This is a genomic window from Amycolatopsis sp. NPDC104775, assembly GCF_055583325.1.
Map to the genome: position 1 here is coordinate 19,185 of NZ_JBVJOE010000019.1, position 22,513 is coordinate 41,697.

Consider the following 22,513-nt stretch of genomic DNA (forward strand, 5'->3'; position numbering starts at 1 on the left):
ACCGGGACCTGCAGGTTGCGTAAATACGTATTTTGATGCCAGTATGCGTAGCGAGGAGGTGGCGCTCGTGAGCCTGCCGCTGGACGGTGTCGTCGTCGCGGATTTCAGCCGGGTGCTGGCCGGTCCGCTGGCGTGCGTGAACCTGGCCGACCTAGGGGCGACGGTGGTCAAGGTCGAACGGCCCGGTTCCGGGGACGACACCCGGGGCTGGGGGCCGCCGTGGACGGCGAACTCCAGCTCGTATTTCGACTGCGCCAACCGGTCGAAGAAGTCCGTGGTGCTCGATCTCGGCGACCCGGACGACCTGGTGCTGGCGCGCGAACTCGCCCGCCGTGCGGATGTGCTCGTGGAGAATTTCCGGTCCGGCGCGCTGCGGCGGCGCGGGCTCGACTACGAATCGGTCCGCGTGGGTAATCCCGGCATCGTGTACTGCTCGGTTTCCGGCTTCGGCGGCGACGCGGATCTGCCCGGCTACGACTTCCTCGTGCAGGCGATGGGCGGCCTGATGAGCGTGACCGGCGCCGAGGACGGCGAACCGGCGAAGGTCGGCGTCGCGCTGGTTGACGTGCTCGCCGCGAAGGACGCCACCATCGGCATTCTCGCCGCGTTGCGAGCCCGCGAAAAGACGGGGCGGGGGCAGCGGGTCGAGGTGAATCTGCTGTCCAGTCTGCTCGGTTCGATGGCCAACCAGGCTTCCTCGTATCTCACGACCGGACGCGCGCCGCGCCGGATGGGCAACTCGCATCCGTCGATCGCGCCGTACGAAACGTTGCGCTGCAAGGACGACGTCCTCGCGCTCGCCTGCGGCAACGACGGGCAGTTCCGCCGTCTCGCCGAGGTGCTGGGAGTGCCGGAGCTGGCCGACGACGAGCGGTTCGCGACGAATGCCGAACGCGTGCGCAACCGTCCGGAGCTGCGGGCCGCGCTCGAACAACGGCTCGGCACCGACACCGTGGCGGCGTGGGCCGCGCGGCTGACTGAGGCCGGCGTGCCCGCCGGTCCGGTCGGCGATCTCGCGGACGGGTTCAAGCTCGCGGAATCGCTCGGGCTCGCTCCCACCGTGCCGGTCGGCGACGACGCGCCGCCCCAGGTCCGCCATCCGATCGGCTATTCGGACACGCCGGTCGCCCGCTATTCCGCCCCGCCCCGGCTGGGGCAGCACAGCGACGAGATTCGCCGCTGGCTCGCAGAGGAGAAGAAATGAGCGCCACGCAGTCCCTGCCGCCGCTGGATCCGCGCGACCCCGCCGGGCTCGGCGACCTGTTCACCGAAGACGAGAAGGCGATCGCGGACGCGGTCCGCCGGGTCTGCGCCGACCGGATCGACCCGTACGTCGCCGACTGGTTCGAGCGCGGCGAGCTGCCCGACGTTCGCGGCCTGACCAAGGACCTGGGTTCGCTCGGGGTGCTCGGCATGCACCTGGAGGGCTACGGCTGCGCCGGGATGTCGGCGACCGAGTACGGCCTGGCCTGCCTGGAGCTGGAGGCGACCGACTCGGGCATCCGCTCGCTGGTGTCGGTGCAGGGTTCGCTGGCGATGTTCGCGATCTGGAAATGGGGTTCGGAGGACCAGAAACAGCAGTGGCTCCCGGCGATGGCGGCGGGCGACGCGATCGGCTGCTTCGGGCTGACCGAACCGGACGCCGGCTCGGACCCGGCCAGCATGCGCACCCGCGCGCGCCGCGACGGCGACGACTGGGTCCTCGACGGCCGGAAGATGTGGATTACCAACGGAAGCGTCGCCGACGTCGCCGTGGTGTGGGCGCAGACCGACAAGGGCGTGCGCGGCTTCGTCGTGCCCACGGACACCCCGGGCTTCTCCGCTCCGGAGATCAAGCACAAGCTGTCGCTGCGCGCTTCGGTCACCAGCGAACTCGTTCTCGACGGCGTCCGGCTGCCCGCGGACGCGGTGCTGCCGGAGGTCACCGGGCTGAAAGGACCGTTGAGCTGCCTCAACGAAGCCCGCTTCGGCATCGTGTGGGGCTCGGTCGGCGCGGCGCGTTCCTGCTTGCAGGCGGCGATGTCCTACGCCGAGGACCGCACGCAGTTCGGGAAGCCGATCGCCGCGTTCCAGCTGACGCAGCAGAAACTTGTCGACATGACGCTGGAGTACACGAAGGCGCTGCTGCTCGCGATCCACTTGGGACGGCGTAAGGACGCCGGGGTGCTGCGGCCGGAACAGGTCAGCTTGGGCAAGCTCAACAACGTCCGCGAGGCGATCGAGATCTGCCGCACCGCCCGCACCATCCTCGGCGCGAACGGGATTTCGCTGGAGTACCCGGTGATCCGGCACATGAACAACCTCGAGTCGGTGCTCACCTACGAGGGCACCGTCGAGATGCACACGCTGGTGGTCGGTCAGGCGATCACCGGGCACTCGGCCTTCCGCTGAGGCGTGGCCATGGCCGCCAGCGCGGCGGCCGCGGCCAGCATTCCGAGCCCGGCGAACGTCCAGCCGAGGAAGCCGAACGTCAGCACGAGCGGGACCAGCACGATCGGCCCGGTGATGCGGGCGAGCGCGGTGCTGGTGGCGAACAGCGCTTGGTATTGGCCCTGATGTCCTTCGGGGGCAAGGCTGAACGCGAGGTGCCAGGCGCCGGCGGAGGCGGTGGTCTCGGCGATGGTGAGCAGGAAAGCACCGATCAGCGCCACGACGACCGGCTGGGATGCGGTGCCGAGCGAGCCGAACACCACGCAGGCGGCGATCAGGAAAATTCCGGCTACGGCAAGGGATCGGCGGGCGGTACGGGCGTCGCGGACCTGTCGGCTGATCGGCAGCTGGAGAAGGACGACGAGGACGGTGTTGGCCAGCAGCACCACCGCGGAAGTCCATTGTGGAGCTGAACTGCGCGTGACTATCCACAGTGGAAGGGTGACGCTGAGGATCGGCATGGTCAGCTGTGTGATCGCCGCCAGCATGGTCAAGGTGACGTAGCGGCGGTCGCGCAGAGCCGGCCAGCCGGTCTGGCGTTCGGTGCGTGCGTCTGGTCCGGCGTGCAGGTACAGCGCGGTGGCGAAGACGAACAATCCGGCATCGACGAGGAAAACCGTGACCGCGTTGGTGCCTTTGGCCAAGACCAGCGCGCCCAATCCGGAGCCCGCGCCGATGCCGATGTTGACGGCGGTGTGCAGCAGGGCACGGGCCCGGACGCGGCCTTCGGGAGCCACGACGGTCGCGACGACCGCCTGGCGGCCCGCCGCGAGCGCGCTCTGCCCGCAGGCGAAGAGCGCGCACGCGGCGATGTACAGCGGAACAGTGTGCGCGACGGCGAACAGCAGCAGGCCCGCGACCGCGGCGGCGGTGGCCGCGGCGAGTGCGCGGCGGGCGCCGATCCGGTCCAGCAGCGTCCCGAACGGAACGGTGGTGGTCAGGCTCGTCGCGGCGCCGAGCGAGAGCCCGAGCGCCACGATTCCCGCCGGCAGGCCGACCCGGGTGGTGAAGTGGACGGCGGACACGGCCAGAACCGCGCCGTCGCCTGCCGAGGTCAGTGCTTGTGCGGTGGCGAGCCGCCGGATCGCCGTGCGCGCGGTGGTCATGCCGGGCTGACCGACCAGCAACGGGTCGAGACGCCGACCGTGTTCCACATGTTGATGGCGGTGATCAGCGCGATCAACGCCGCCGAGCCTTCCTCGCCGAACGCCGCGACCGCTTCGGTGACGGTCGACTCGGGCACGTGCGTTTCGGAGAGGCGCGTGACGTCCTCGGTGAGCGCGAAGGCGGCCCGCTCGGCCGCGGTGAACAGGCCGGATTCCGGCCAGACGGCGAGCGCGTCGACCCGCTGTGCCGTCACGCCTTCCTTGCGCGCGGCCTGCGAGTGCATGTCGACGCAGTACGCGCAGCCGTTGATCTGGGACGCGCGGAGACGGACCAATTCGCGCAGGGCCGGGTCGATCCCGGCATGGTCGAGCTGCTGGGTCGCGGCATCGTCCAAAGTGCTCATCGCACGGGAGAAAATCGGGGCCAGAGCGTCGAAGTCGAGGCGCTGGGGGATGGGGATCGTCGTTGTCATGGACCTAGGTTAAGTCTCGAATGGACCGGGTTCCCGGCCAATCCGGCGCTAGAAACTCAGTCCATTCGCCAGTGCGTCGGCGGCCAGAGTGAGCGCGCGCGAGGCTCGGGCGGACGAGACCGCGCCGTAGCCGATGACGACTCCGGCCCGGTCCGGGTTGCCGCCGGGGGCACGGAAGTCGGCGAGTCCTTCGAGGGCGACGCCGAACTGGCGGGCGGCGGCGAGGGTGCGGTTTTCGGCAGCGGTGTCGGGGAGTTCGACCAGGCATTGCAGGCCCGCCGCGAGACCGCCGGGCCGCAGCTGCGGCGCGCGTTCGGCAAGAAGCTGGGCGAACAGTTCGCGGCGCGTCCGGAACGTCGCCCGGCGACGGCGGACGGCGCGGTCGTACTCGTGGGAATCGATGAACCGGGCGAGGACCTGCTGGTGCAGCCCGCTGGGGGTGACGCCGCTGAGGCTCCGCTGCCGGAGCAGTTCAGGGAGCAGATCGGGCGGGGTCACCGCCCAGGCGACCCCGACCGCCGGGGCGAGAGCTTTGCTCGACGTGCCCAGATACACGACCCGATCCGGGGCGAGGGCCTGGAGCGCGCCGATGCTGCGGCGGTCGTAACGGAATTCTCCGTCGTAGTCGTCTTCGAGGATCAGCGCGTCGCGGGCGTTCGCCCATTCGACCGCGGCTCGGCGGCGCTCCGGCGATAGCGGTACTCCGGTCGGGAATTGGTGGGCGGGGGTGAGGAAGACCGCGTCGGCTTTGGTGTCCGCGAGGTCGGCGCCGTCCGCGTCGACGGGGATCGCGACGATGTCCAAACCGGACTCGGCGATGATCCGCCGGTGCCGCTCGTGCCCGTACTCCTCGACGGCGATCCGCTTGCCGCCGCGCGCGCGAATGCTTCGGCAGGTCAACGAAAGCAGGTCGCCGAAGCCGCTGCCGATCAGAACTTCCGCCGCGGTGACCACTACTCCGCGAGTCCGGGCGAGGTAACCGGCGAGAGTGTCGCGGAGTTCGACGGCGCCTTCGGGCGGCGCGTAGGCGAACGCTGAGACCGGCATTTCCGCCAGCGCACGCCGGGTTTGCGCGTTCCACTGGCTGCGCGGGAAGTCGCCAGCGTCGGCCAGTCCGCCGCGAAGCTCGTACTCCGGTGCCGATTGTCGTTGCGCGGCAGCCGGTTTCGCCTGCTGAGGGAAACCGGCGATCCACGTTCCGGCGCCGACGCGGCTCTCCAGCCAGCCTTCGGCGGAGAGCCGGGAGTAAACCTCGGAGACGGTGCTGCGGGCGATGCCGAGGTCGGTGGCGAGCGCGCGCGAGGCGGGCAGCCGGGTGCCGACCGGGAGCCGGCCGTCGACGACCGCGGCGCGCAGGGCGGTTTCGAGCGCGTGCGCGGGGCGGGTCGTGGAGACGGGCAGGTAGAGGTCGAGTCCCTCGGCCACCGATGCGCGCTTCATGGCCGGACTTTAGCCTGGCGCGTCAGCTGAGCAGGGCGTCGACTTCGCGGTAGCGCCCGGGCGGGACCGTCTTCCGCTCGGCCGCGGCGGCCAGCGGGACGGTGCAGACGTCGGTGCCGTGCAGCGCGACCATGACGCCGGATTCGCCCGCGTGCACCGCGTCGGCCGCGCGCAGACCGAACCGGAGGCCCAGTTCCCGGTCGGCCGTCCGCCTTCCTGGCTCACCGTGACCGCACGGGCTCCTTGCCGGTGTGCCGCGAAATCTCCTCGGACAGCCAGGTCGCCACGCCGTTCGGCACCGGGATCCTGTCCGGGAGCGCGCCTTCGGCGACCTCGACGACCAGCGCGCGCTCGTGCGATTCGGCGGTGGTGCGGCAGCGGTCGAGGGGGCCAGCGGCGAGTTTCGCCGCCCCGGCAAGGGCGTCCGCCGAGCCGAGCACGACCAGCGCGTCGAGCTGGTGCAGCGAATCGCCGGGTTTGACCGGGCCGCGCGACGAGCTGAGAAGGGGACGGTCGCGAGTTTCGTCGATCTCGCGAGGCCCGATCGGCACGCTCCGGTTCTCTCGCAGCCCGGCCCAGCCGTCCCGGCTGCCGGAAATCTCCCAGCCGTGCACCTCAATTCCCTTGCGGGCGAACGCCCGGACGACCGCGTTCGCTCCGGGGCAGTCGAGGTCGCCTGCCAGCATGCCGATCCGCACGCGCCGAGCGTGGCACGGCTGAATCGATGAAGCAGCGGGACGCGGAAACGCCCGGCCAGGTCCACCCGGCCGGGCGTTTCCGTTCTTTTCAGCGGGTTTCCGAGGGCATTACCGCCGCGGGCCGGGGTCGCTGAAGCTCGGCCGTCCGGTCTCGTTGTGCCCGGCGAACCGGCGCAGGTAGCCCGGTGCGGCCGGGTCGGTCAGCGAGATGTCGAACCAGCCGAACGAGGACGCCGTTTCGCACGGCACCCGCCGGGTTTCGCCGGGGCCGAGCACGATCGTCCGGGCGGCACCGCGGCTGTAGTCGTTGCGCAGCTTCAGTTTCCGGCGCTGCCGTCCCGGGTTCGTGACGGTCAGCGTCAGCAGGGGGACTCCGTAGTTGTTCGTGGACACCGACACCTCGGGCTCGCTGGTGTCCGCGGTGGTGCCGGTGAACTGTGCGAGGTAACCGTTCGCGCCGGTGACCCGCAGGTCGTAGTTGCCGTGCTCGTCGGTGCCCGGCGCGCCTTCCCAGGTGTCGCTGATGGTGTCGTGCGCGGCGACGGTGTAGCGGCGGGGCGAATCGCCGTGCGCGTAGACGTAGAAGTACGCGCCCGCGGTGCCGTCATTGGTGAACTGCACCGAAATCGAGCGGCCGTCGCGCTTTCCGGCGAGCGCGGTGGTGAACCGGTACGGCAGCGCTCGTGCGGGGCGGACGCCCGGCTCCTGCGTCGGCATCGTCTGCGGCAGCTTCACCGAGAACGGCTGGTTCTTGCTCGGCAGCGGGGCGGGCGTCGGGGTCACGACCGGTTTGGTCTGCGGGCGGGAGAAGTCGAACGCCGAGGTGAGGTCGCCGCAGACGGAACGGCGCCACGCGCTGATGTTCGGCTCCGCCACGCCGAACCGGGCTTCCAGGAAGCGCAGCACCGAGGTGTGGTCGAAGGTTTCCGAGCAGACCCAGCCGCCGCGCGACCACGGCGACACGACGAGCATCGGCACCCGCGAACCGAGTCCGGCGGGGTGTTTGCCGGTGAGCGAAACGCCGGTCGGCGCGCCGCCGGTGCCCTTGGGGAGCTTGTCGAAGTCGAGGGTCTCGTCCGGCAGGCTCGCCGCGAGCGAACGCGAGACCAGCCCGTCCGTGCCGGGCCGGTTGACCAGCGGCGGCATCGGCGGGACGACGTGGTCGAACAGGCCGTCGTTCTCGTCGTAGTTGATGAAGAAGACGGTCTTGCTCCACACCTCGGGGTTCGAGACGAGCGCGTCGAGGACGAGGTTCAGGTAGTACGCGCCGTCGCTGGCGGACGCGGCGGCGTGCTCGCTGTACTTGTACGGCGGGACAATCCAGGTGACCTGCGGCAGCTTCCCGGCCTGCACATCGGCGCGGAACTCCTTGAGCGTGTGCGTCGAAACGCCCTGCTCGACCAGCGGACCGGACGCGCCTTCCTTCGCGTGGTAGTTCGCGAAGAACTCGAGGCTGTTGTCGGTGTAGTTGTCGGTCGGTTCGCCGGGGATGCCGCTGCCGCCCTGGTAGAGCTTCCAGCTCACGCCGGCCTTCTGCAGGCGCTCGGGATAGGTCGTCCAGCTGTAGCCGTTGGTGTCCGGCCGTTCCCAGAGCCCGGGCCCGTTTTTCTTGCTGCCGAGGCGGTTCTGCGTGTCGATCGTGCCCGACCACAGGAGGATCCGGTTCGGCGCGGTGTCGGCCGGGACGGAGCAGTGGTAGGCGTCGCAGATGGTGAACGCTTCGGCGAGCGCGTAGTGGTAGGGCAGCTCGGACCGCTGCTGGTAGGTCATGGTGAACACGTCCTGCTTTTCGTTCACCCAGCCGTCGTAGCGCCCGCCGTTCCACAGCGGTTCGCCGCTGCCCCAGCCGTGGTGGGTGCCCGCGATGTGCTCGCTGGTGCGGAGCGCGTCGAGCGGGAACGGCAGGACGTATTCGGCGTCGTCAGGCAGGCCCCGGCCGTTGTAGCCGGGGGTGCGCACCTTGGCCGGCGGCTGGTAGAACACCGGCCGTCCGTTGGGCAGCAGGTGCGGCCGGGGGTCGCCGTAGCCGCGCACGCCGCGCATGGTGCCGAAGTAGTGGTCGAAAGACCGGTTTTCCTGCATCAGCACGACGACGTGCTCGACGTCCTCGATGGTGCCCGACCGGCGGGCCGGTTCGACCGCGAGCGCCTTCCCGATGGATCCCGGCAGCAGCCCGCCCGCCGCCGCCCCGGCGAGCGAAGCGCCCGCCATGCCGAGAAAATTCCGGCGACTCGTACCCGCCATGTCGTGTTCCTCCATGTGCTCGCGGCGAGACAGCGGTCGCCCGGATTTACCGGCCGCCGCTCGCCCGGAAAGAGCATGAACGAGCTGAGTGTCCCGGATCTGGCGCGCGGGTGAATACTCCGTCCGGCCGCGCTTCGGAAGGAATTTTCGTGATCTCGGCGACGGCGGATCCGGTGATCCTTCCGGCGCCGCCGGTGATAGTGCGCGGCAGGCCGGGCGCGGCCCGGGAACCGGTTTTCCGGACAAAAAAGTCATTGTTCTTTCTTGCCGCATAAGCACTTCGACTGAGCGGGCCGGGATGTGCTTTCCTGGCGGACGGCCCGGACCATGGGGGTTCCGCGCGGCCCGGACGGAAGAAGGAGCACACCATGAGCGGTCCGTCGCCGAACGGGCCCGGTCCCGCCGCGCGGATCGACCAGATGGTCGCGCAGGCGAAAGCCAAAGCCGAGCGGTACCAGGCGATGCAGGCCGCGGCCGGACAGGTCTCGGTGACCGAGACCGGCAAGGACGGCCTGGTCACCGTCACGGTCGACTCCGCGGGCAACGTCACCGACCTGCGCGTCTCGGACCGGATCCGGGAACTCTCCGGCGACCGGATCGCCGCGGCGGTGCTCAGCGTCCTCCGGCGCGCGCAGTCTCGGCTCCCGGAACGGCTGGGCGAGGTCATGGCCGCCACGATCGGCGACGACCAGGCGACGGTGGACACGATCGTCGGCAATTACCGGGCCAAGTTCCCGGAACCCGAACCGGACGAACCCGAATCCGCGGATCCGGGGAACCAGCGAGCGCTCGGCGTGCTCGAAGAGGAAGCCGGCGCGCCGGCGCCGAAGCCGCGCCCGGCCCGCCGTCCGGCGGCCGATCCCGGCGACGGGGACGACGACTTCGGCCAGTCGTTCATGACCAGGGGATGAGCGGGGGGATTCGATGGCGGGCGACGGTTCCGGCGGCTACCAGGTCCATCCGGACGAATTGGCCACGCACGCGAAGGCGGTCGAACAGGTCGGCAAGACGCTGGGGCAGGCGTTGTCCGCGGCCGAACAGGTGACCATGGGCGTGCAGGCCTACGGCATGATCTGCGGCCCGCTGTTCGTGCCGATCGTGCTCGCGGTGAGCGCCCCCGGCCTCGCCACGCTCGGGCTCGCGGCCGAGGCGATGGGCGAGGTGTCCGGCGCGGTGACCAAGGCGGTCACGACCTATCAGACCGCGGAGCAGAACCACGCGCGGGCCATCGACAATCTGGGGAAGAAGCTTTCATGAGCAATCCGCTGGTGGCGCAGCGGCAGGATTCGACGACCTGGCATTCCGGGATCAGCGTTCTCGACGATGCCGCGGGCGTCTACGACGGCGTGCAGTCCGGTTCCTGGATCGAGGGCGGGATCTCCGGGCTCGGCGCGGGCCTGGACATGCTGACCATCGCGATGAATCCGGTCGGCACGCTGATCTCCTACGGGCTGAACTGGCTGATCGAGCACGTCAAACCGTTGCAGGACGCGCTGAACCAGCTGGCAGGCGACGGCGACCAGATCGCGGCGTACTCGCAGACGTGGAAGAACGTCGGCGCCGCGACGCAGCAGGCGGCGAAAGACCTGGCCGCGACGGTGGAGAAGGACACCGCGAACTGGCGGGGCGGCGGCGCGGACGCGTACCGGGACAACCTGAAAAAGAAGATCGACCACATCAACGCCGCCGCGACGTGCGCGAACACGATCGGCACGGTGGTGGAGGTCGTCGGCGTGGTCACCGCCGCGGTGCGCTGCCTCGTCCGCGACATGATCACCCAGGCGGTCGGCGATTTCATCCAGGACGCGCTGGAAGAGGTCTTCTCGCTCGGGCTCGGCACGCCGGTCGTCGTGGCGCAGGTGGTCGAGCAGGTGTCGGCGTGGATCGAGAAGATCGGCGCGCTGATCAAGAAGCTGATCAACTCGGTCGAAAAGCTGCGGCCGATGATGGCGAAGCTCGAAGAGATCTTCGCGTCGATCAAGAAGGTGCTGTCCGACCTCCACGGCAAGCCGGGAGAAGGCGGCGACGCGACCCACGTCTCGTCCGCGGACGAACCACACTCCCCGGCAGGCAAGCCATCGCACGGTGACGGGGCGCACCCGCCGGACGACGGAACCGCGCCCAGCAGCGCGGAACCTGGAGGCGGCGGCCCGCACGGTTCTCCGGAGAAGGCGGGGGAGCCGCACGCCCGCGAAAGCACCGATCCGGCGAAGGACGGGCGGCCCAACGACGGGAAGTGCACCGGCGGCGACCCGGTCGACCTCGCCACCGGCGAAATGCTGATGTCCCAGACGGATGTCGAGCTGCCCGGCGTGCTGCCGCTGGTGCTGCGCCGGACGCACGTGTCGAGTTACCGGCTCGGCCGCTCCTTCGGCCCGTCCTGGGCGTCCACAATAGACCAGCGGGTCGAGCTGGACGAGGAAGGCGTCTGCTACGTCGGCGAGGACGGCGTCACGCTGACCTACCCGCTGCCCGCTCTGGACGGCTCGCCGGTCGTTCCTTCGCACGGCGCCCGCTGGCCGTTGCGCGCGCTGTCGGCCACCGAGTTCACCGTCACCAGCCCGGCCGACGGACTGGTCCGGCATTTCCGCGCCGCGCCGGAAAACGGTGCGCCGCAACGGGTTCTGTTGTCCGCGATCGCCGACCGCAACGGGAACACCGTCACGATCTCCCGGGACGCCGAAGGTTTCCCGACTTCGATCGAGCATTCCGGCGGCTACCGCATCGCGGTCGAAACGGTGGCGGGCCGCGTCGTGGGGCTGCGGTTGGCCCGCGCGTCCGGCGGCGACATCCCGCTGGCCAGCTACCAGTACGACGCCGAGGGCAGGCTGTCGGCGGTCGGCAACTCGTCGGGCCGGGCACTGCGGTTCGAGTACGACCGGGCGGGCCGGGTCACGACGTGGACCGACCGCAACGGGCAGTGGTACACCTACCACTACAACGAGGCGGGCCAGGTCGTGCGGACCGACGGCAGCGGCGGCGCGCTCGCCTGCTCGATCGGCTACGACGCCCGGAACCGGGTCACGACCTACCGCAATTCGCTCGGCGCGGTCAGCGTTTTCCAGTTCGACGCCGAATGGCAGCTGGTGCGCCAGACCGACCCGCTCGGCGCGACCACGGTGTTCGAACGGGACCGTTTCGGCCGGGTCACCGCGGAAACCGATCCGCTGGGGCACACCACACGGTACGAGTACGGCCTCACCGACGAACCCGTCCGGACGGTTCATCCGGACGGAAGTGTCACCAGCACGGTTTGCGACTCCCGCGGCCTGCCGGTCGCGGTGGTCGACGCCGACGGCGCGCAATGGGCTTACCGGCGCGACGAACGCGGCAATATCGTCGAGGAAACCGATCCGGCGGGCGCGGTCACGCGGTACGAGTACAACGAATTCGGGCAACTGCGCGCCGAGACCGACGCGCTCGGCAACGTCCGCCGCATCGAGACCGACGCCCGCGGCCTGCCGGTGGCGCTGACCGACCCGCTCGGCCGGACCACGCGGATCGCCCGCGACGAATTCGGCCGGATCACCGCGGAAACGGATCCGCTGGGCCACACCGTAACGACCTCGTGGACGGTGGAAGGAAAACCGCTGGCCCGGACCCGCGCGGACGGGACGGTCGAGCGCTGGCGGCACGACCCGGAGGGCAACTTCGCCGAGTACTCCGTGGGCGGGGTCCGGCAGCTGTCGGTCGCCACGACCCATTTCGACCTGCCTGCCGCGCAGATCGGCGCGGACGGCTCCCGGATCGAGTTCGGCTACGACACCGAGCTGAACCTGACCTCGGTCACCAACGCCCAAGGCTCGGTTTGGCGCTACGAGTACGACGCGGCCGGTTTCCTGGTCCGCGAAACCGATTTCAACGGACGCGTCACGACCTACACGCGGGACGCGGCGGGCCGGCTCGCCGGGAAGACCAACGGAGCCGGGCAAAGCGTCGCCTACGAGCGCGATGCCCGCGGCAACATCGTGGCGGCCCAGTCCCCGACGGACATTCAGCGCTTCGCGTACGACCGGGCGGGCCGGCTCGTGTCCGCGGCGAACCGGGATTCGACCGTCGAACTGACCAGGGACATCCTCGGCCGGGTGCGGGCCGAGACGGTGAACGGCCGGACGGTCGAGTCGGAGTTCGACGCGCTCGGCCGCTGCGTGCGCAGGCGGACGCCGAGCGGCACCGTGACGACGTGGGAGTACGACGCCGCCGGGTCGCCGCTCGCGCTGCGCAACGGCAGCCGGGTGCTGAGTTTCGGGTACGACGCGGCGGGCCGGGAAACCCTCCGGACGACCCCGTCCGGCGTGCGGCTCGCCCAGTCCTGGGACCCGTCCGACCGGCTGGTCGGGCAGGCCGTGCTCGGCGGAGGCGACGACCCAGCGCGACAGGTGCAGCACCGGACGTTCCGCTACCGCCCGGACGGCAGCGTCGTCGCCATGACCGACCGGATCCACGGCGCGCGCCAGTTCGACCTCGACGGGTTCGGCCGGGTCACGCGGGTGCGCGGGGAGCGCTGGTCCGAGCAGTACGCCTACGACGAGGCGGGCAATCTCGCCGGCGAAGGCGCCGAGACTTGGCGCAGCACCGGAACTCTGCTGCACGACGCGGGCGCGCTGCACTACCAGTACGACGCGCAGGGCCGGGTGGTGCGCAAGCAGCGCGGCGCCGAAGTGTGGCAGTACGAGTGGAACGCCGACGACCAGCTGGTCGGCCTGATCACCCCGGACCGCGCCGGCTGGCGCTACCGCTACGACGCGCTGGGCCGGCGGATCGCGAAGGAACGGCACGTCGGCGGCCAGGTCGCCGAGCGGGTCGACTTCGTCTGGGACGGTACGACGCTCGCCGAGCAGCACACCGCCGGGCAGTCGCTGACCTGGGACTACGACCCGTCCTCGCACCGGCCGCTCGTCCAGGTGGAGCGGCGGAGCACCGACGAGCGGTTCTACGCGATCGTCACCGACCTCGTCGGCGCGCCGACCGAACTGCTGGACGAGCACGGCGCGGTCGCGTGGTTCGGGCAGAACACGGTGTGGGGCAAGCCGATCGCGCACGGCGGCACGACGACGACGCCGCTGCGGTTCCCCGGCCAGTACGCCGATCCCGAATCCGGGCTCAACTACAACTACTTCCGGTACTACGACCCGGAAACCGCCCGGTATTTCAGCGCCGACCCGGTGGGCCTCGCGGGCGGGTACTGGCCGCACAGCTACGTGCCGAACCCGTTGACCTGGCTCGACCCGGTCGGCCTTTCCCTGCTCGACGTCAGCAAGAACGGCGTGCGCATCGTGGTGCACGAGTACGACGTCGACAAGCCCGCGCACGCCCACGTCACCGGCGGCGGGGGCCGGGAGGTGCGGATCGGGCCGAACGGCCATCCGATCGACGGCCAGCCGGAGCTTTCGGGCAAGCAGCGGGCCGTGGTGGGAGAATACAAAAAGGAGGTCCGGAAGGCCGTCCGGAAGCTCGGCAAGCGCAATCAGGCAGAGGAAAAAGCCGAGGCAGAGCGGAAGAACGCCGTTAAAGGATGCAAGAAGTGACGCTGCGCGCGGATGTGACCGCCTTGTTCGAGGCCGCGGGGCTGACCGACGTCGAGGTCGACGCCGCGGTCGCGGACGAACACGTCCGATCCGCCGCCTACCGTCGCGTCATCGCGTCCGGTGGGGTGGACCCCCGGGAGCTGGCTGCGGTGCTGGTGCGGGATCCGGAGCCGCTGACAGCCAAGACGGCGGTGGTGGAACTGGTCGACCACGTCGCCGGGGAGACCGCCGATCCGGCCGAGTTCCGGCGGCTGGCGGCGGGGATCGTCGCGGAGGCGGACCGGCTCGCGCCGGAGAAGGACCGCGAGTTCGTCCGGCAGCGGGTGCGGGACTGGGAAGTGTGGCTGGAGGCCGAGAACGGCCGGGCCCCGGACGTCGCCGACCTGGCGTCCGCGAGCGACTGGATGCAGCGGCGGCTGGCCGATTTCTCCGCTTCGCGGGAGATGCTGGCCTTGCTGGCCGAGCACGGGCGTACCAAGAAGATCCGGAATACCGCCGCTCAGCGCGCGAAATCCCGGAGCACCGGAACGCCCTGAGCCCAGGAATCGGGACTACGCACGACGGGGGTGCACCCCGGAAGGCACCGCGATGTTCGCTGCCCGCCAGTTCCACGTCACGCCGAGGGAGCGGCTTCGGCTTCCTCGACCATCTCGACGAGCTCCGCGATGTTCTGCCGCGCGCCTTCGTCGCCGGGGAACCACTCTTCGACGGCGGCGGGCAGCTTCTCCCGGATCACCTTCATGATCTCCCCGGCCTGCTCCGCGGAAAAGACGCCGAGCGAGAAAAAGGCGTAACCGCCTGCCACGAACGCCCGCAGGTCCTCGGCCAGCGCCTTGTCCTCGACCTCGTCCGCGATGAACCCGAGGACGCGGCGCAGCAGGCCGCGGCTCGGCATCCAGTCGAGGAAGTCCAGATCCGCCTTCCCCGGCGGATCGACGATGAAATCAGCGGACACGGGTCACCTCGGGACGAAGACGCAGGGCTTGAGGAAGTCCTCGAGCTTCTGGAGCGGGGAAAGAATTCCGGCCGATCGTATCGAGCGAGATCGGGTCGGTCAGCTTCCCGGTGAGATCGGGGAAGCGGTTCGCCTTGAACTCCAGCGGCGCCGCGTCGGCGGCCCGAAAACCGCGAACGGCCTGCCGGAAAACACTCGGCAGGCCGTTCGCGATAACGGATGGTGGGCGATACTGGGATCGAACCAGTGACCTCTTCGGTGTGAACGAAGCGCTCTCCCCCTGAGCTAATCGCCCGTTGTGCAACGCACCAGCCTGGGGTGGACTGGAGTGCGCGATACTGGGATTGAACCAGTGACCTCTTCCGTGTCAGGGAAGCGCTCTCCCGCTGAGCTAATCGCGCGTGCTGCTGTGCAACGTGTCGTAAACATTAGCGGACGCCTCGGCGCCGCCCGCACCGGGGGGCCGGTTTGCCGGACCGCGCTGGTCACTGTCCTGCGTGGACAGTCATGCGCACGCCGTCGGCGAGGCGGTAGGGGCGGGTGTCGACGATGGCGCCGAGCAGGCGGCGCAGGCGGGAGACCTCGGCGCGGACGGTGACGAGGTGTTCGGCGTCTCCGTAGAGGGCGTGGCTCAGCGCGACCGCGGAGAGGCCTTCGCGGCCTGCTTTGTGGAGGCGGACCAGGATTTCGGCGTGCCGTTTGGTGACCGGGCGGCGCCAGCTGGTGTCGCCGGCTTGGAGGCTGAGCAGGGGGGCGGGCGTGAGGTCCAGGTCGAGCCGGACGGTGCGGGCGGTGCTGGCGGGGCGGACGAGCCAGCCGTCGGCGATGGGTTCGGGGAGGCAGGCTCCGAGGCCGGGGACGGCGACGACCTGGCCGGCTTTCGGGGCGGCGACGCGTTCGCCCGCGGAGACGCCGACGCTGTGCGCGACCCAGCCGTCCTCGTCCACGACGAGGGCGGGGCCGGAGGAGAGGACAGGTTCAGCCATCTGGCGCAGTCGTTCGAGGCGCTGGCGGTGGCTGCGCCACAGTTGCGATTCGGCCAGCCGTTTGCCGGTTTCGACGAGGGCGCCGATCGCCGGGTGGAGGGTGAGCGCGGGGCCGCTGACGTCGATGACGCCGAGCAGCTCGCCGGTGCGCGGGTCGTGGATGGGCGAGGCGGTGCAGTACCACGGGTGCTGGTTCTGCTCGAAGTGTTCGCCGGCGAGCAGTTCGATGGGCGCGGCCTCGGCGAGGGCGGTGCCGATCGCGTTGGTGCCGACGCGGGCTTCGGTCCACTCGGAGCCTTCGGTGAAGCCGAGCGTGTCCGCCTTCCGCCGGATGGCTGACGAGCCTTCGCGCCACAGGATGATGCCGTCGGCGTCGGTGACCACCAAGAGCATGTGGGCCGAATCGGAGGTCGCGCCGACGACCTGGCGGAGGTCCTCGATGACGTGCCGCAGCGGGGAGCCGTGCCTGCGGCGTTCGACCTCGTCGCCGGGCACCGAATCGCGGGCGTTCATCCCGTCGGCGGTGAGGCCGAGGCTGAGCACGCGGGACCAGGAACGCGAGACGAGCGGACGCGGCGGAACAGCGGGACGGCCGCCGCCGATGACGGCTTCGTGCATCCGGACGAGGTCGCGGGCGTGGGTGGGCAGGTGGCGGCCCGGAGGCACCGCGCTGTGCACCACCACAGTCACCTCCCGCAGCATCGCGTCAGCGGCCCAGCATAGGTGACCTGCGCCGACGTTGTCATGCCTCGGCGCGTGCAACTCGCTGCAACCCTTGCCGCGCGCCTCGGCCGGGGAGTGTGATCGGCGCTACACCCCACGACAGCGACGTCCGAGGAGTAGCCATGACACAGACAGTCGACCGGATCGCGGAGGCGAGCACGCCGCAGGCCCGCGTCGAGGACTGGCTGGCCCGGTTCGAGGCCGCGCTGGCCGCCCGCGACATCGAGGCTGCCGCGGCGTTGTTCGCCGTCGATTCCTATTGGCGCGACTTGGTTTCGTTCACCTGGAACCTCAAGACCGTCGAGGGCCGCGACGGGGTCGCCGGGCTTCTCGGCAGTTGTCTCGAGACGACGGACCCGAGCGGGTTCCGTACCGCCGAACCGGCCACGGAAGCCAACGGTGTCACCGAAGCGTGGATCGAGTTCGAGACCGCTGTCGGACGCGCGAAAGGCCATCTGCGGCTCAAGGAAGAGGGCGCGTGGACGCTGCTCACCAGCCTGCGCGAGCTGAAGGGTTTCGAGGAGTCCCAGCGGGAACGGCGGCCCAAGGGCGTCGAGCACGGCGTGGTCCGCGGCCGCCGGTCGTGGGCGGAGAAGCGGGCCGAGGAACAGGAGACGCTCGGCTATGGCCAGCAGCCCTACGTCGTCGTGATCGGCGGCGGGCAGGGCGGGATCGCACTCGGTGCCCGGCTGCGCCAGCTCGGCGTGCCGTCGCTGGTGGTGGAGCGCAACGACCGGCCGGGCGATTCGTGGCGCAAGCGGTACAAGAATCTCTGCCTGCACGACCCGGTCTGGTACGACCACCTGCCTTACCTGCCGTTCCCGGAGAACTGGCCGGTGTTCGCGCCGAAGGACAAGATCGCCGACTGGCTGGAGATGTACACGCGCCTGATGGAGGTGCCGTACTGGACGCGGTCCGCGGTCACCTCCGCGACGTGGGACGACGAAGCCAAGCAGTGGCACGTGAACGTCGACCGCGACGGCGAGCAGGTGGTCCTGACGCCGCGGCACGTCGTGTTCGCGACCGGCATGTCCGGCAAGCCGAATCTGCCGTCGTTCCCCGGGATGGACGAGTTCCAGGGCGATCAGCACCATTCGTCGCAGCACCCCGGCCCGGACGCGTACGCGGGCAAGAAGGCGGTCGTCGTCGGCTCGAACAACTCGGCGCACGACATCTGCGCGGCGCTCTGGGAGCACGGCGCGGACGTGACGATGGTGCAGCGTTCGTCCACGCACATCGTGAAGTCGGATTCGCTGATGGACCTCGGCCTCGGCGACCTGTACTCGGAGCGCGCGGTGGCCTCGGGCGTCACCACCGAGAAGGCCGACCTGATCTTCGCGTCGATCCCGTACCGGATCATGCCGGAGTTCCAGATCCCGGTGTACCAAGCGATCCGCGAGCGCGACGCGGACTTCTATGCCCGGCTCGAAGCGGCGGGCTTCGACCACGACTGGGGCGACGACGGCTCCGGCCTGTTCATGAAATACCTGCGCCGCGGCTCCGGCTACTACATCGACGTGGGCGCGGCGGAACTCGTCGCCGACGGCAGCATCAAGCTCGCGCACGGCCAGGTCGACCATCTGACCGCGACGTCCGTGGTGCTGGCGGACGGCACCGAACTGGAGGCCGACGTGGTCGTCTACGCGACCGGCTACGGGTCGATGAACGGCTGGGTCGCCGACCTGGTCGGGCAGGAGACCGCGGACAAGGTCGGCAAATGCTGGGGCCTCGGCTCGGACACGACGAAGGACCCGGGGCCGTGGGAGGGCGAGCAGCGCAACATGTGGAAGCCCACCCAGCAGGAGGGATTGTGGTTCCACGGCGGGAATCTGCACCAGTCGCGGCATTACTCGCTGTATCTGGCGTTGCAGCTGAAGGCGCGGTTCGAGGGGCTTGAGACGCCGGTGTACGGGCTGCAGGAGGTGCATCACCTGTCTTGAGCGGTGCGGGAAACCCGGTGGCCGCCGCCGGGTTTCCCTCTGCGACACGAAGCCTTTCACGGTCTACCATCCGGCTTGTGGTCGAAAGGGGCGGCTCGGCTTCCTTGCTGTCCACCTGATCCAGTGAGGACGAGCGATGACGCGCATTCACGACCTGCTCCGCACCGCGCCCGCGGATGCCGTCGGCTGGACGGCCGGTTCACGCGACCTCCGGTTCGGCGAGATGGACGCGTGGTCGGACCGGATCGCCGCCGACTTCCTGCGGCGGGGCGTGCGGCGTGGCGACCGGATCGCGGTCAACGGGCACACGACGCCGGAGTGGCTGGCGGTGTACTTCGCCGCCGCGAAGCTCGGTGCCTCAGTGGTGGGATTGAGCCCGCGGTACCGGGAAACCGAATTCGCGCACATCCTGGCTGATTCCGGAGCGCGGCTGGTGGTGACCGAGCCTTCGGCGGGAGACGTCGATTTTCTTGCCCTGCTGGGGAACCTCGCGCTGCCCGGTGTTGACGTCGCGACCTTCGCCGACTTGGGTTCAGCGGAGCCGGACCACGACGCAGTAGCGGCCGCCGCGGCGGCGGTCGAAGCCGACGACCCGGTGATGATCATTTACACCTCCGGCACCACCGGCCGTCCCAAAGGCGCGACGCTGACCCATCGCGGCCAGTTGGCGTCTGCCGCCGCGGAAGCCGATCACCTGCAGCTGAGCCCCGAAGACGTGCTTCCGGTAGCCGTTCCGCTGAACCACGTCAGCGGCATCACCTGCTGTGTGCTGTCCGCTTTGGTCGCGCGCAGCCGGTCGGTGCTGCTGCCCTCCTTCGACGCCGGTGCCGCCGCCGATTTGTTCCGGACGGCTGGCCTGACCATGTGGGTCGGCGTGCCGACCATGCACACGCTGCTGCTCAACCACGAGCGTTTCGCGGGTGTGGACACATCGGCGATCCGCCTGGTCGTCACCGGCGGCGCGAACGCGGAACCTGCTCTGCTGCAACGTCTTACGGCTGCCTTTCCGAAGGCGGCAGTGATGAATCTGTACGGGCTGAGCGAAGTGTCCGGTGGCGTGGTGATGACGCCCTGGAATGCCAGCACCGAAGCGACCGAACGCTCGATCGGAGTTCCTTTCCCCGGGGTGGAAGCGAAAATCGTCGGGCCGTCCGGAGAAACCCTGCCCGTGGGCGAAATCGGCGAACTGCTGTTCCGTACTCCGTCGATCATGGCCGGGTACCACAATCTGCCGGAGGAAACCGCGGCGGCGGTCGACGCGGACGGCTGGCTGCGCACCGGGGACATGGCCCAGCAGGACGAGCACGGGTGCCTGACGCTGCGCGGCCGCGCCAAGGACATGTTCGTCCAAGGCGGATTCAATATTTATCCGGTCGAGGTGGAAAACGTTCTCGCCGCGCATCCCGGTGTCCTGCTGGCGGCCGGGATCGGCGTTCCCGATCCAGTGCTGGGGGAGATCGGCCGGTATTACGTTGTCCCGGCGGCGGATTCGGCGGTCACCGAGGCGGAGCTCAAGGAGTACTGCGCGGGAAAGGTGGCTGACTACAAGGTCCCGCGCCAGATCGTGCTCCAGGACAGCCTGCCGCTCACGCCGTCCGGGAAAGTGCACAAGGCTGTCCTGCGCGCGGAAAAGGGCTAGCGGGCTTATCCGGCGTTCGCCAGCACCGCTTCCTGGATCACCCGCGCCGCGTCGGCGAACGCGTCCGGATTCGGTCCGGCGTAGCTGAGCCGGATGAATCGTCCGGTCGGTTCGGCGGGGAACCATTCGTCGCCGGAACCGATGATCACCCCGGCGGACTCGCAGTCGCGGACCACGTGCGCCAGCTCGACCGTCCCGGGCAGCCGCGCCCAGAGATTCAGCCCGCCCCGCGGCACGGATTCCACGCGCACCGCGGGCGCGTGTTCGCCGAGCCCGGTCAGCAGCAGGTCCCGCCGGGTTTTGAGCTGCTGCCGGACCCGGCGCAGGTGGGTGCGCCACGCGGGCTGGGTCACGATGTCGAGCGCGACGGTTTGCAGCACCGTGCTGACGTACATCGACTCCGCCAGCGTGTCGACGAGAATCCGGTCGCGCGCCGGGCCGCGGGCGACGAGCGCGGCGACGCGGATCGCGGGGGAGACGCTCTTGGTGAGGGAGCGGAGGTAGACCACGTGCCCGCCGTCGTCCCGGCCCGCGAGCGGCTGGGGTTCCGCGGTGATGCCGAAATCGTGCGCGGAATCGTCTTCGATCAGGAACGCGCCGTGCCGGCGGACAATGTCGAGGACGCGGCCGGACAGCTCGGGCTGCCACAGCGCGCCGGTCGGGCTGGCGAAACTGGGCTGCGCGTAGAAGGCCCGCGCGCCGGTTTGCTCGAAGGTCCGGTCCAGCACGTCGGGGTCCGGTCCGTTCGGGCCGCTCGGCACCGGCACCACCGCGACGCCCGCTTTCGTCGCGGCGAGGATCGCGCCCCAGTACGTCGGCGATTCCAGCAGCAGCGGCTGTCCCGGCCCGACCAGCGCGCGGAAGGCGGTGACCAGGCCGCTCTGGCTGCCCGGGGTGATCACGACGTCTCGCGGGGTGACCGGGGCGATCCCGGCCGGGGTCGCCGCGCGCAGTTCCGCGGCGAACCAGGACTGCAGTTCGGGAATGCCTGCGGTCGGCGGCCGTCCGACCAGGGCGGCTGTCCGCGCCGCCCGGGAGAACGCGCTGCGGACGAGCCGCTCCGGCAGCAGCTCTGGGTCGGGATACCCGGAATGAAGCGCTACTGTGTCGGTGGATACCGGTTGCAGCGACGCGGGCTGGTTGAGCACCCCGTGCCCTGGCGTGCCGAGTGCCGCCGTCTGCCAGCTGTAGTCGCCGGATGCGGTGGCGGGCGCGGCTCGGACGAAGGTGCCGACCCCCGGCACGCTTTCCACCAGCCCTTGAAAAGTCAGGCTGCGCAGCGCTTTCTGGACAGTCACCGGACTGGCCGAATGCCGCGCGACCAGTTCCCGCGACGACGGCAGCTTGGCCCCCGCCGGCGCGGTCGCGATCCACTCGCGCAGGGACGAAGCGATCCGGGAGCTGCTATCGTCGGACATGAAACTGAAGGATAGCGCTACTCTCCCGCACGCACCGGCGCTACCCCGGGCCGGGCTCTGGTGGGGCCTGCTCGGCGTCGTGGCGTTCTCGTTCACGATGCCGTTCACCCGGGTCGCGGTGGAAAACGGCGGCCTCTCCGCGACGTTCATCGGCGCCGGGCGCGCGGTGGTGGCCGCACTGCTCGCGACTGTCGCGCTGGTCGTCACCAGGCAACGCCTCCCGCGCGGCACCCAATGGTTCCGCCTGGCCGTCGTCGCGGGCGGAGTGGTGATCGGCTTCCCGATGCTGACCTCGTACGCCCTCACCACCGCCTCCGCCAGCCACGGCGCCGTCGTCATCGCACTCGTCCCCGGCGCGACGGCTGTCGTAGCGGTGCTCCGCACTCGTGAACGTCCGCCCGCGATTTTCTGGGCACTGGCCGCGGTCGGAGCCGTCGCGGCGATCGGATTCGCCGTCCTGCAAGGCGGTGGCCTCAGCGGACTGCAGTGGTCGGACGCGCTTTTCTTCGGTGCGGTACTGGCCGCCGCGGTGGGCTACGCCGAGGGCGGTTTGCTGGCGCGGGAATTGGGCGCCTGGCAGACCGTTTCGTGGGCGCTGGTGGTCGCTTCGCCGTTGATGGTCGCGTTGACCGTCGTCTCGATGGCTGCTCACCCTCCACATGCGACAGTGGGCGAGTGGGCGGCTTTCGCGTATCTGGCGGTCGTCAGCATGTATCTGGGATTTTTCGCCTGGTACCGGGGTTTGGGCCTGGGGCCGATGACCCAGGTCAGCCAGGTCCAGCTGGTGCAGCCAGTGCTGAATCTGCTCTGGGCGGCGGTGTTCCTGGGCGAGGAGCTGACCTGGCAGACCGTTCTGGGCGGGCTGGCGGTGGTGGTGTGCGCGGGGAGCGCGGTGCGGGTCCGGACTGCCCGGCCTCCGGTGCGCTAGCCGAT

The 22,513-nt window shown here is 70.1% G+C and carries 18 protein-coding genes and 2 tRNA genes; 9 read left to right on the forward strand and 11 right to left on the reverse strand.

The features are described 5' to 3' along the window. Positions 1-43: 43 nt before the first annotated feature. Entirely contained in the window at positions 44-1,204 is a 1,161-nt protein-coding gene (locus ACZ63D_RS41445) for a CaiB/BaiF CoA transferase family protein (protein WP_465359809.1), read from the forward strand. Further along, positions 1,201-2,391, forward strand: coding sequence for an acyl-CoA dehydrogenase family protein (locus ACZ63D_RS41450; protein ID WP_465359810.1), 1,191 nt, complete (start codon positions 1,201-1,203; stop codon positions 2,389-2,391). Before ACZ63D_RS41445 ends, ACZ63D_RS41450 begins: the two co-directional genes overlap by 4 nt. Here the strand turns inward: ACZ63D_RS41450 and ACZ63D_RS41455 are convergent. The 6 genes from ACZ63D_RS41455 to ACZ63D_RS41480 all read right to left on the reverse strand — a co-directional run bounded on the left by ACZ63D_RS41455 (position 2,358) and on the right by ACZ63D_RS41480 (position 8,391). After that, on the reverse strand, positions 2,358-3,584 hold the full coding sequence (locus ACZ63D_RS41455; RefSeq protein ID WP_465359811.1) for an MFS transporter: 1,227 nt from the start codon (positions 3,582-3,584) through the stop codon (positions 2,358-2,360). The two genes, ACZ63D_RS41450 and ACZ63D_RS41455, sit on opposite strands and share 34 nt — an antisense overlap. Beyond that, positions 3,533-4,009, reverse strand: coding sequence for a carboxymuconolactone decarboxylase family protein (locus ACZ63D_RS41460; RefSeq protein ID WP_465359812.1), 477 nt, complete (start codon positions 4,007-4,009; stop codon positions 3,533-3,535). Before ACZ63D_RS41460 ends, ACZ63D_RS41455 begins: the two co-directional genes overlap by 52 nt. Positions 4,010-4,057: 48 nt before the next feature. Beyond that, positions 4,058-5,449, reverse strand: coding sequence for a MocR-like pyridoxine biosynthesis transcription factor PdxR (gene pdxR, locus ACZ63D_RS41465; protein WP_465359813.1), 1,392 nt, complete (start codon positions 5,447-5,449; stop codon positions 4,058-4,060). Between the two features lie 22 nt (positions 5,450-5,471). Beyond that, a complete protein-coding gene (locus tag ACZ63D_RS41470; RefSeq protein ID WP_465359814.1) occupies positions 5,472-5,606 on the reverse strand; it encodes a hypothetical protein in 135 nt (44 codons plus the stop codon). Between the two features lie 64 nt (positions 5,607-5,670). Next, a complete protein-coding gene (locus ACZ63D_RS41475) occupies positions 5,671-6,147 on the reverse strand; it encodes a 6-phosphofructokinase (protein WP_465359815.1) in 477 nt (158 codons plus the stop codon). Between the two features lie 108 nt (positions 6,148-6,255). Further along, positions 6,256-8,391, reverse strand: coding sequence for a phosphocholine-specific phospholipase C (locus tag ACZ63D_RS41480; RefSeq protein WP_465359816.1), 2,136 nt, complete (start codon positions 8,389-8,391; stop codon positions 6,256-6,258). Positions 8,392-8,759: 368 nt separating this feature from the next. Here ACZ63D_RS41480 and ACZ63D_RS41485 point away from each other — a divergent pair, with 368 nt between their 5' ends. The 4 genes from ACZ63D_RS41485 to ACZ63D_RS41500 are packed head-to-tail and all read left to right on the forward strand — an operon-like array spanning position 8,760 to position 14,455. After that, on the forward strand, positions 8,760-9,302 hold the full coding sequence (locus tag ACZ63D_RS41485) for a YbaB/EbfC family nucleoid-associated protein (RefSeq protein WP_465359817.1): 543 nt from the start codon (positions 8,760-8,762) through the stop codon (positions 9,300-9,302). 13 nt (positions 9,303-9,315) lie between these two features. Beyond that, a complete protein-coding gene (locus ACZ63D_RS41490) occupies positions 9,316-9,648 on the forward strand; it encodes a type VII secretion target (RefSeq protein WP_465359818.1) in 333 nt (110 codons plus the stop codon). After that, positions 9,645-13,919: a DUF6531 domain-containing protein gene (locus ACZ63D_RS41495; RefSeq protein WP_465359819.1), complete on the forward strand. Its 4,275-nt coding sequence runs from the start codon at positions 9,645-9,647 to the stop codon at positions 13,917-13,919. The genes ACZ63D_RS41490 and ACZ63D_RS41495 overlap by 4 nt, the downstream gene beginning before the upstream one ends. Continuing rightward, complete coding sequence (locus ACZ63D_RS41500; RefSeq protein ID WP_465359820.1) at positions 13,907-14,455, forward strand: hypothetical protein; 549 nt, start codon at positions 13,907-13,909, stop codon at positions 14,453-14,455. Before ACZ63D_RS41495 ends, ACZ63D_RS41500 begins: the two co-directional genes overlap by 13 nt. 77 nt (positions 14,456-14,532) lie before the next feature. Here ACZ63D_RS41500 and ACZ63D_RS41505 read toward each other — a convergent pair whose 3' ends face one another. The 4 genes from ACZ63D_RS41505 to ACZ63D_RS41520 all read right to left on the reverse strand — a co-directional run bounded on the left by ACZ63D_RS41505 (position 14,533) and on the right by ACZ63D_RS41520 (position 16,562). Next, entirely contained in the window at positions 14,533-14,874 is a 342-nt protein-coding gene (locus tag ACZ63D_RS41505) for a hypothetical protein (protein ID WP_465359821.1), read from the reverse strand. Between the two features lie 220 nt (positions 14,875-15,094). After that, positions 15,095-15,169, reverse strand: a tRNA-Val gene (locus ACZ63D_RS41510). A gap of 34 nt (positions 15,170-15,203) precedes the next feature. Beyond that, positions 15,204-15,275, reverse strand: a tRNA-Val gene (locus tag ACZ63D_RS41515). 84 nt (positions 15,276-15,359) lie between these two features. After that, positions 15,360-16,562 carry a sigma-54-dependent transcriptional regulator family protein gene (locus ACZ63D_RS41520; protein WP_465359822.1) on the reverse strand — a complete coding sequence of 401 codons (1,203 nt, stop codon included), beginning with the start codon at positions 16,560-16,562 and terminating at the stop codon, positions 15,360-15,362. 143 nt (positions 16,563-16,705) lie between these two features. Here ACZ63D_RS41520 and ACZ63D_RS41525 point away from each other — a divergent pair, with 143 nt between their 5' ends. Both ACZ63D_RS41525 and ACZ63D_RS41530 read left to right on the forward strand, forming a co-directional pair. Then, positions 16,706-18,523, forward strand: a complete 1,818-nt coding sequence (locus ACZ63D_RS41525; protein WP_465359823.1) for a flavin-containing monooxygenase — start codon at positions 16,706-16,708, stop codon at positions 18,521-18,523. Between the two features lie 136 nt (positions 18,524-18,659). Next, on the forward strand, positions 18,660-20,162 hold the full coding sequence (locus ACZ63D_RS41530) for a class I adenylate-forming enzyme family protein (protein WP_465359824.1): 1,503 nt from the start codon (positions 18,660-18,662) through the stop codon (positions 20,160-20,162). A gap of 5 nt (positions 20,163-20,167) precedes the next feature. Here ACZ63D_RS41530 and ACZ63D_RS41535 read toward each other — a convergent pair whose 3' ends face one another. Further along, complete coding sequence (locus ACZ63D_RS41535; RefSeq protein ID WP_465359825.1) at positions 20,168-21,580, reverse strand: aminotransferase-like domain-containing protein; 1,413 nt, start codon at positions 21,578-21,580, stop codon at positions 20,168-20,170. Here ACZ63D_RS41535 and ACZ63D_RS41540 point away from each other — a divergent pair. Next, positions 21,579-22,508: a DMT family transporter gene (locus tag ACZ63D_RS41540; RefSeq protein WP_465359826.1), complete on the forward strand. Its 930-nt coding sequence runs from the start codon at positions 21,579-21,581 to the stop codon at positions 22,506-22,508. The genes ACZ63D_RS41535 and ACZ63D_RS41540 overlap by 2 nt on opposite strands. The last annotated feature ends 5 nt before the right edge of the window (positions 22,509-22,513 follow it).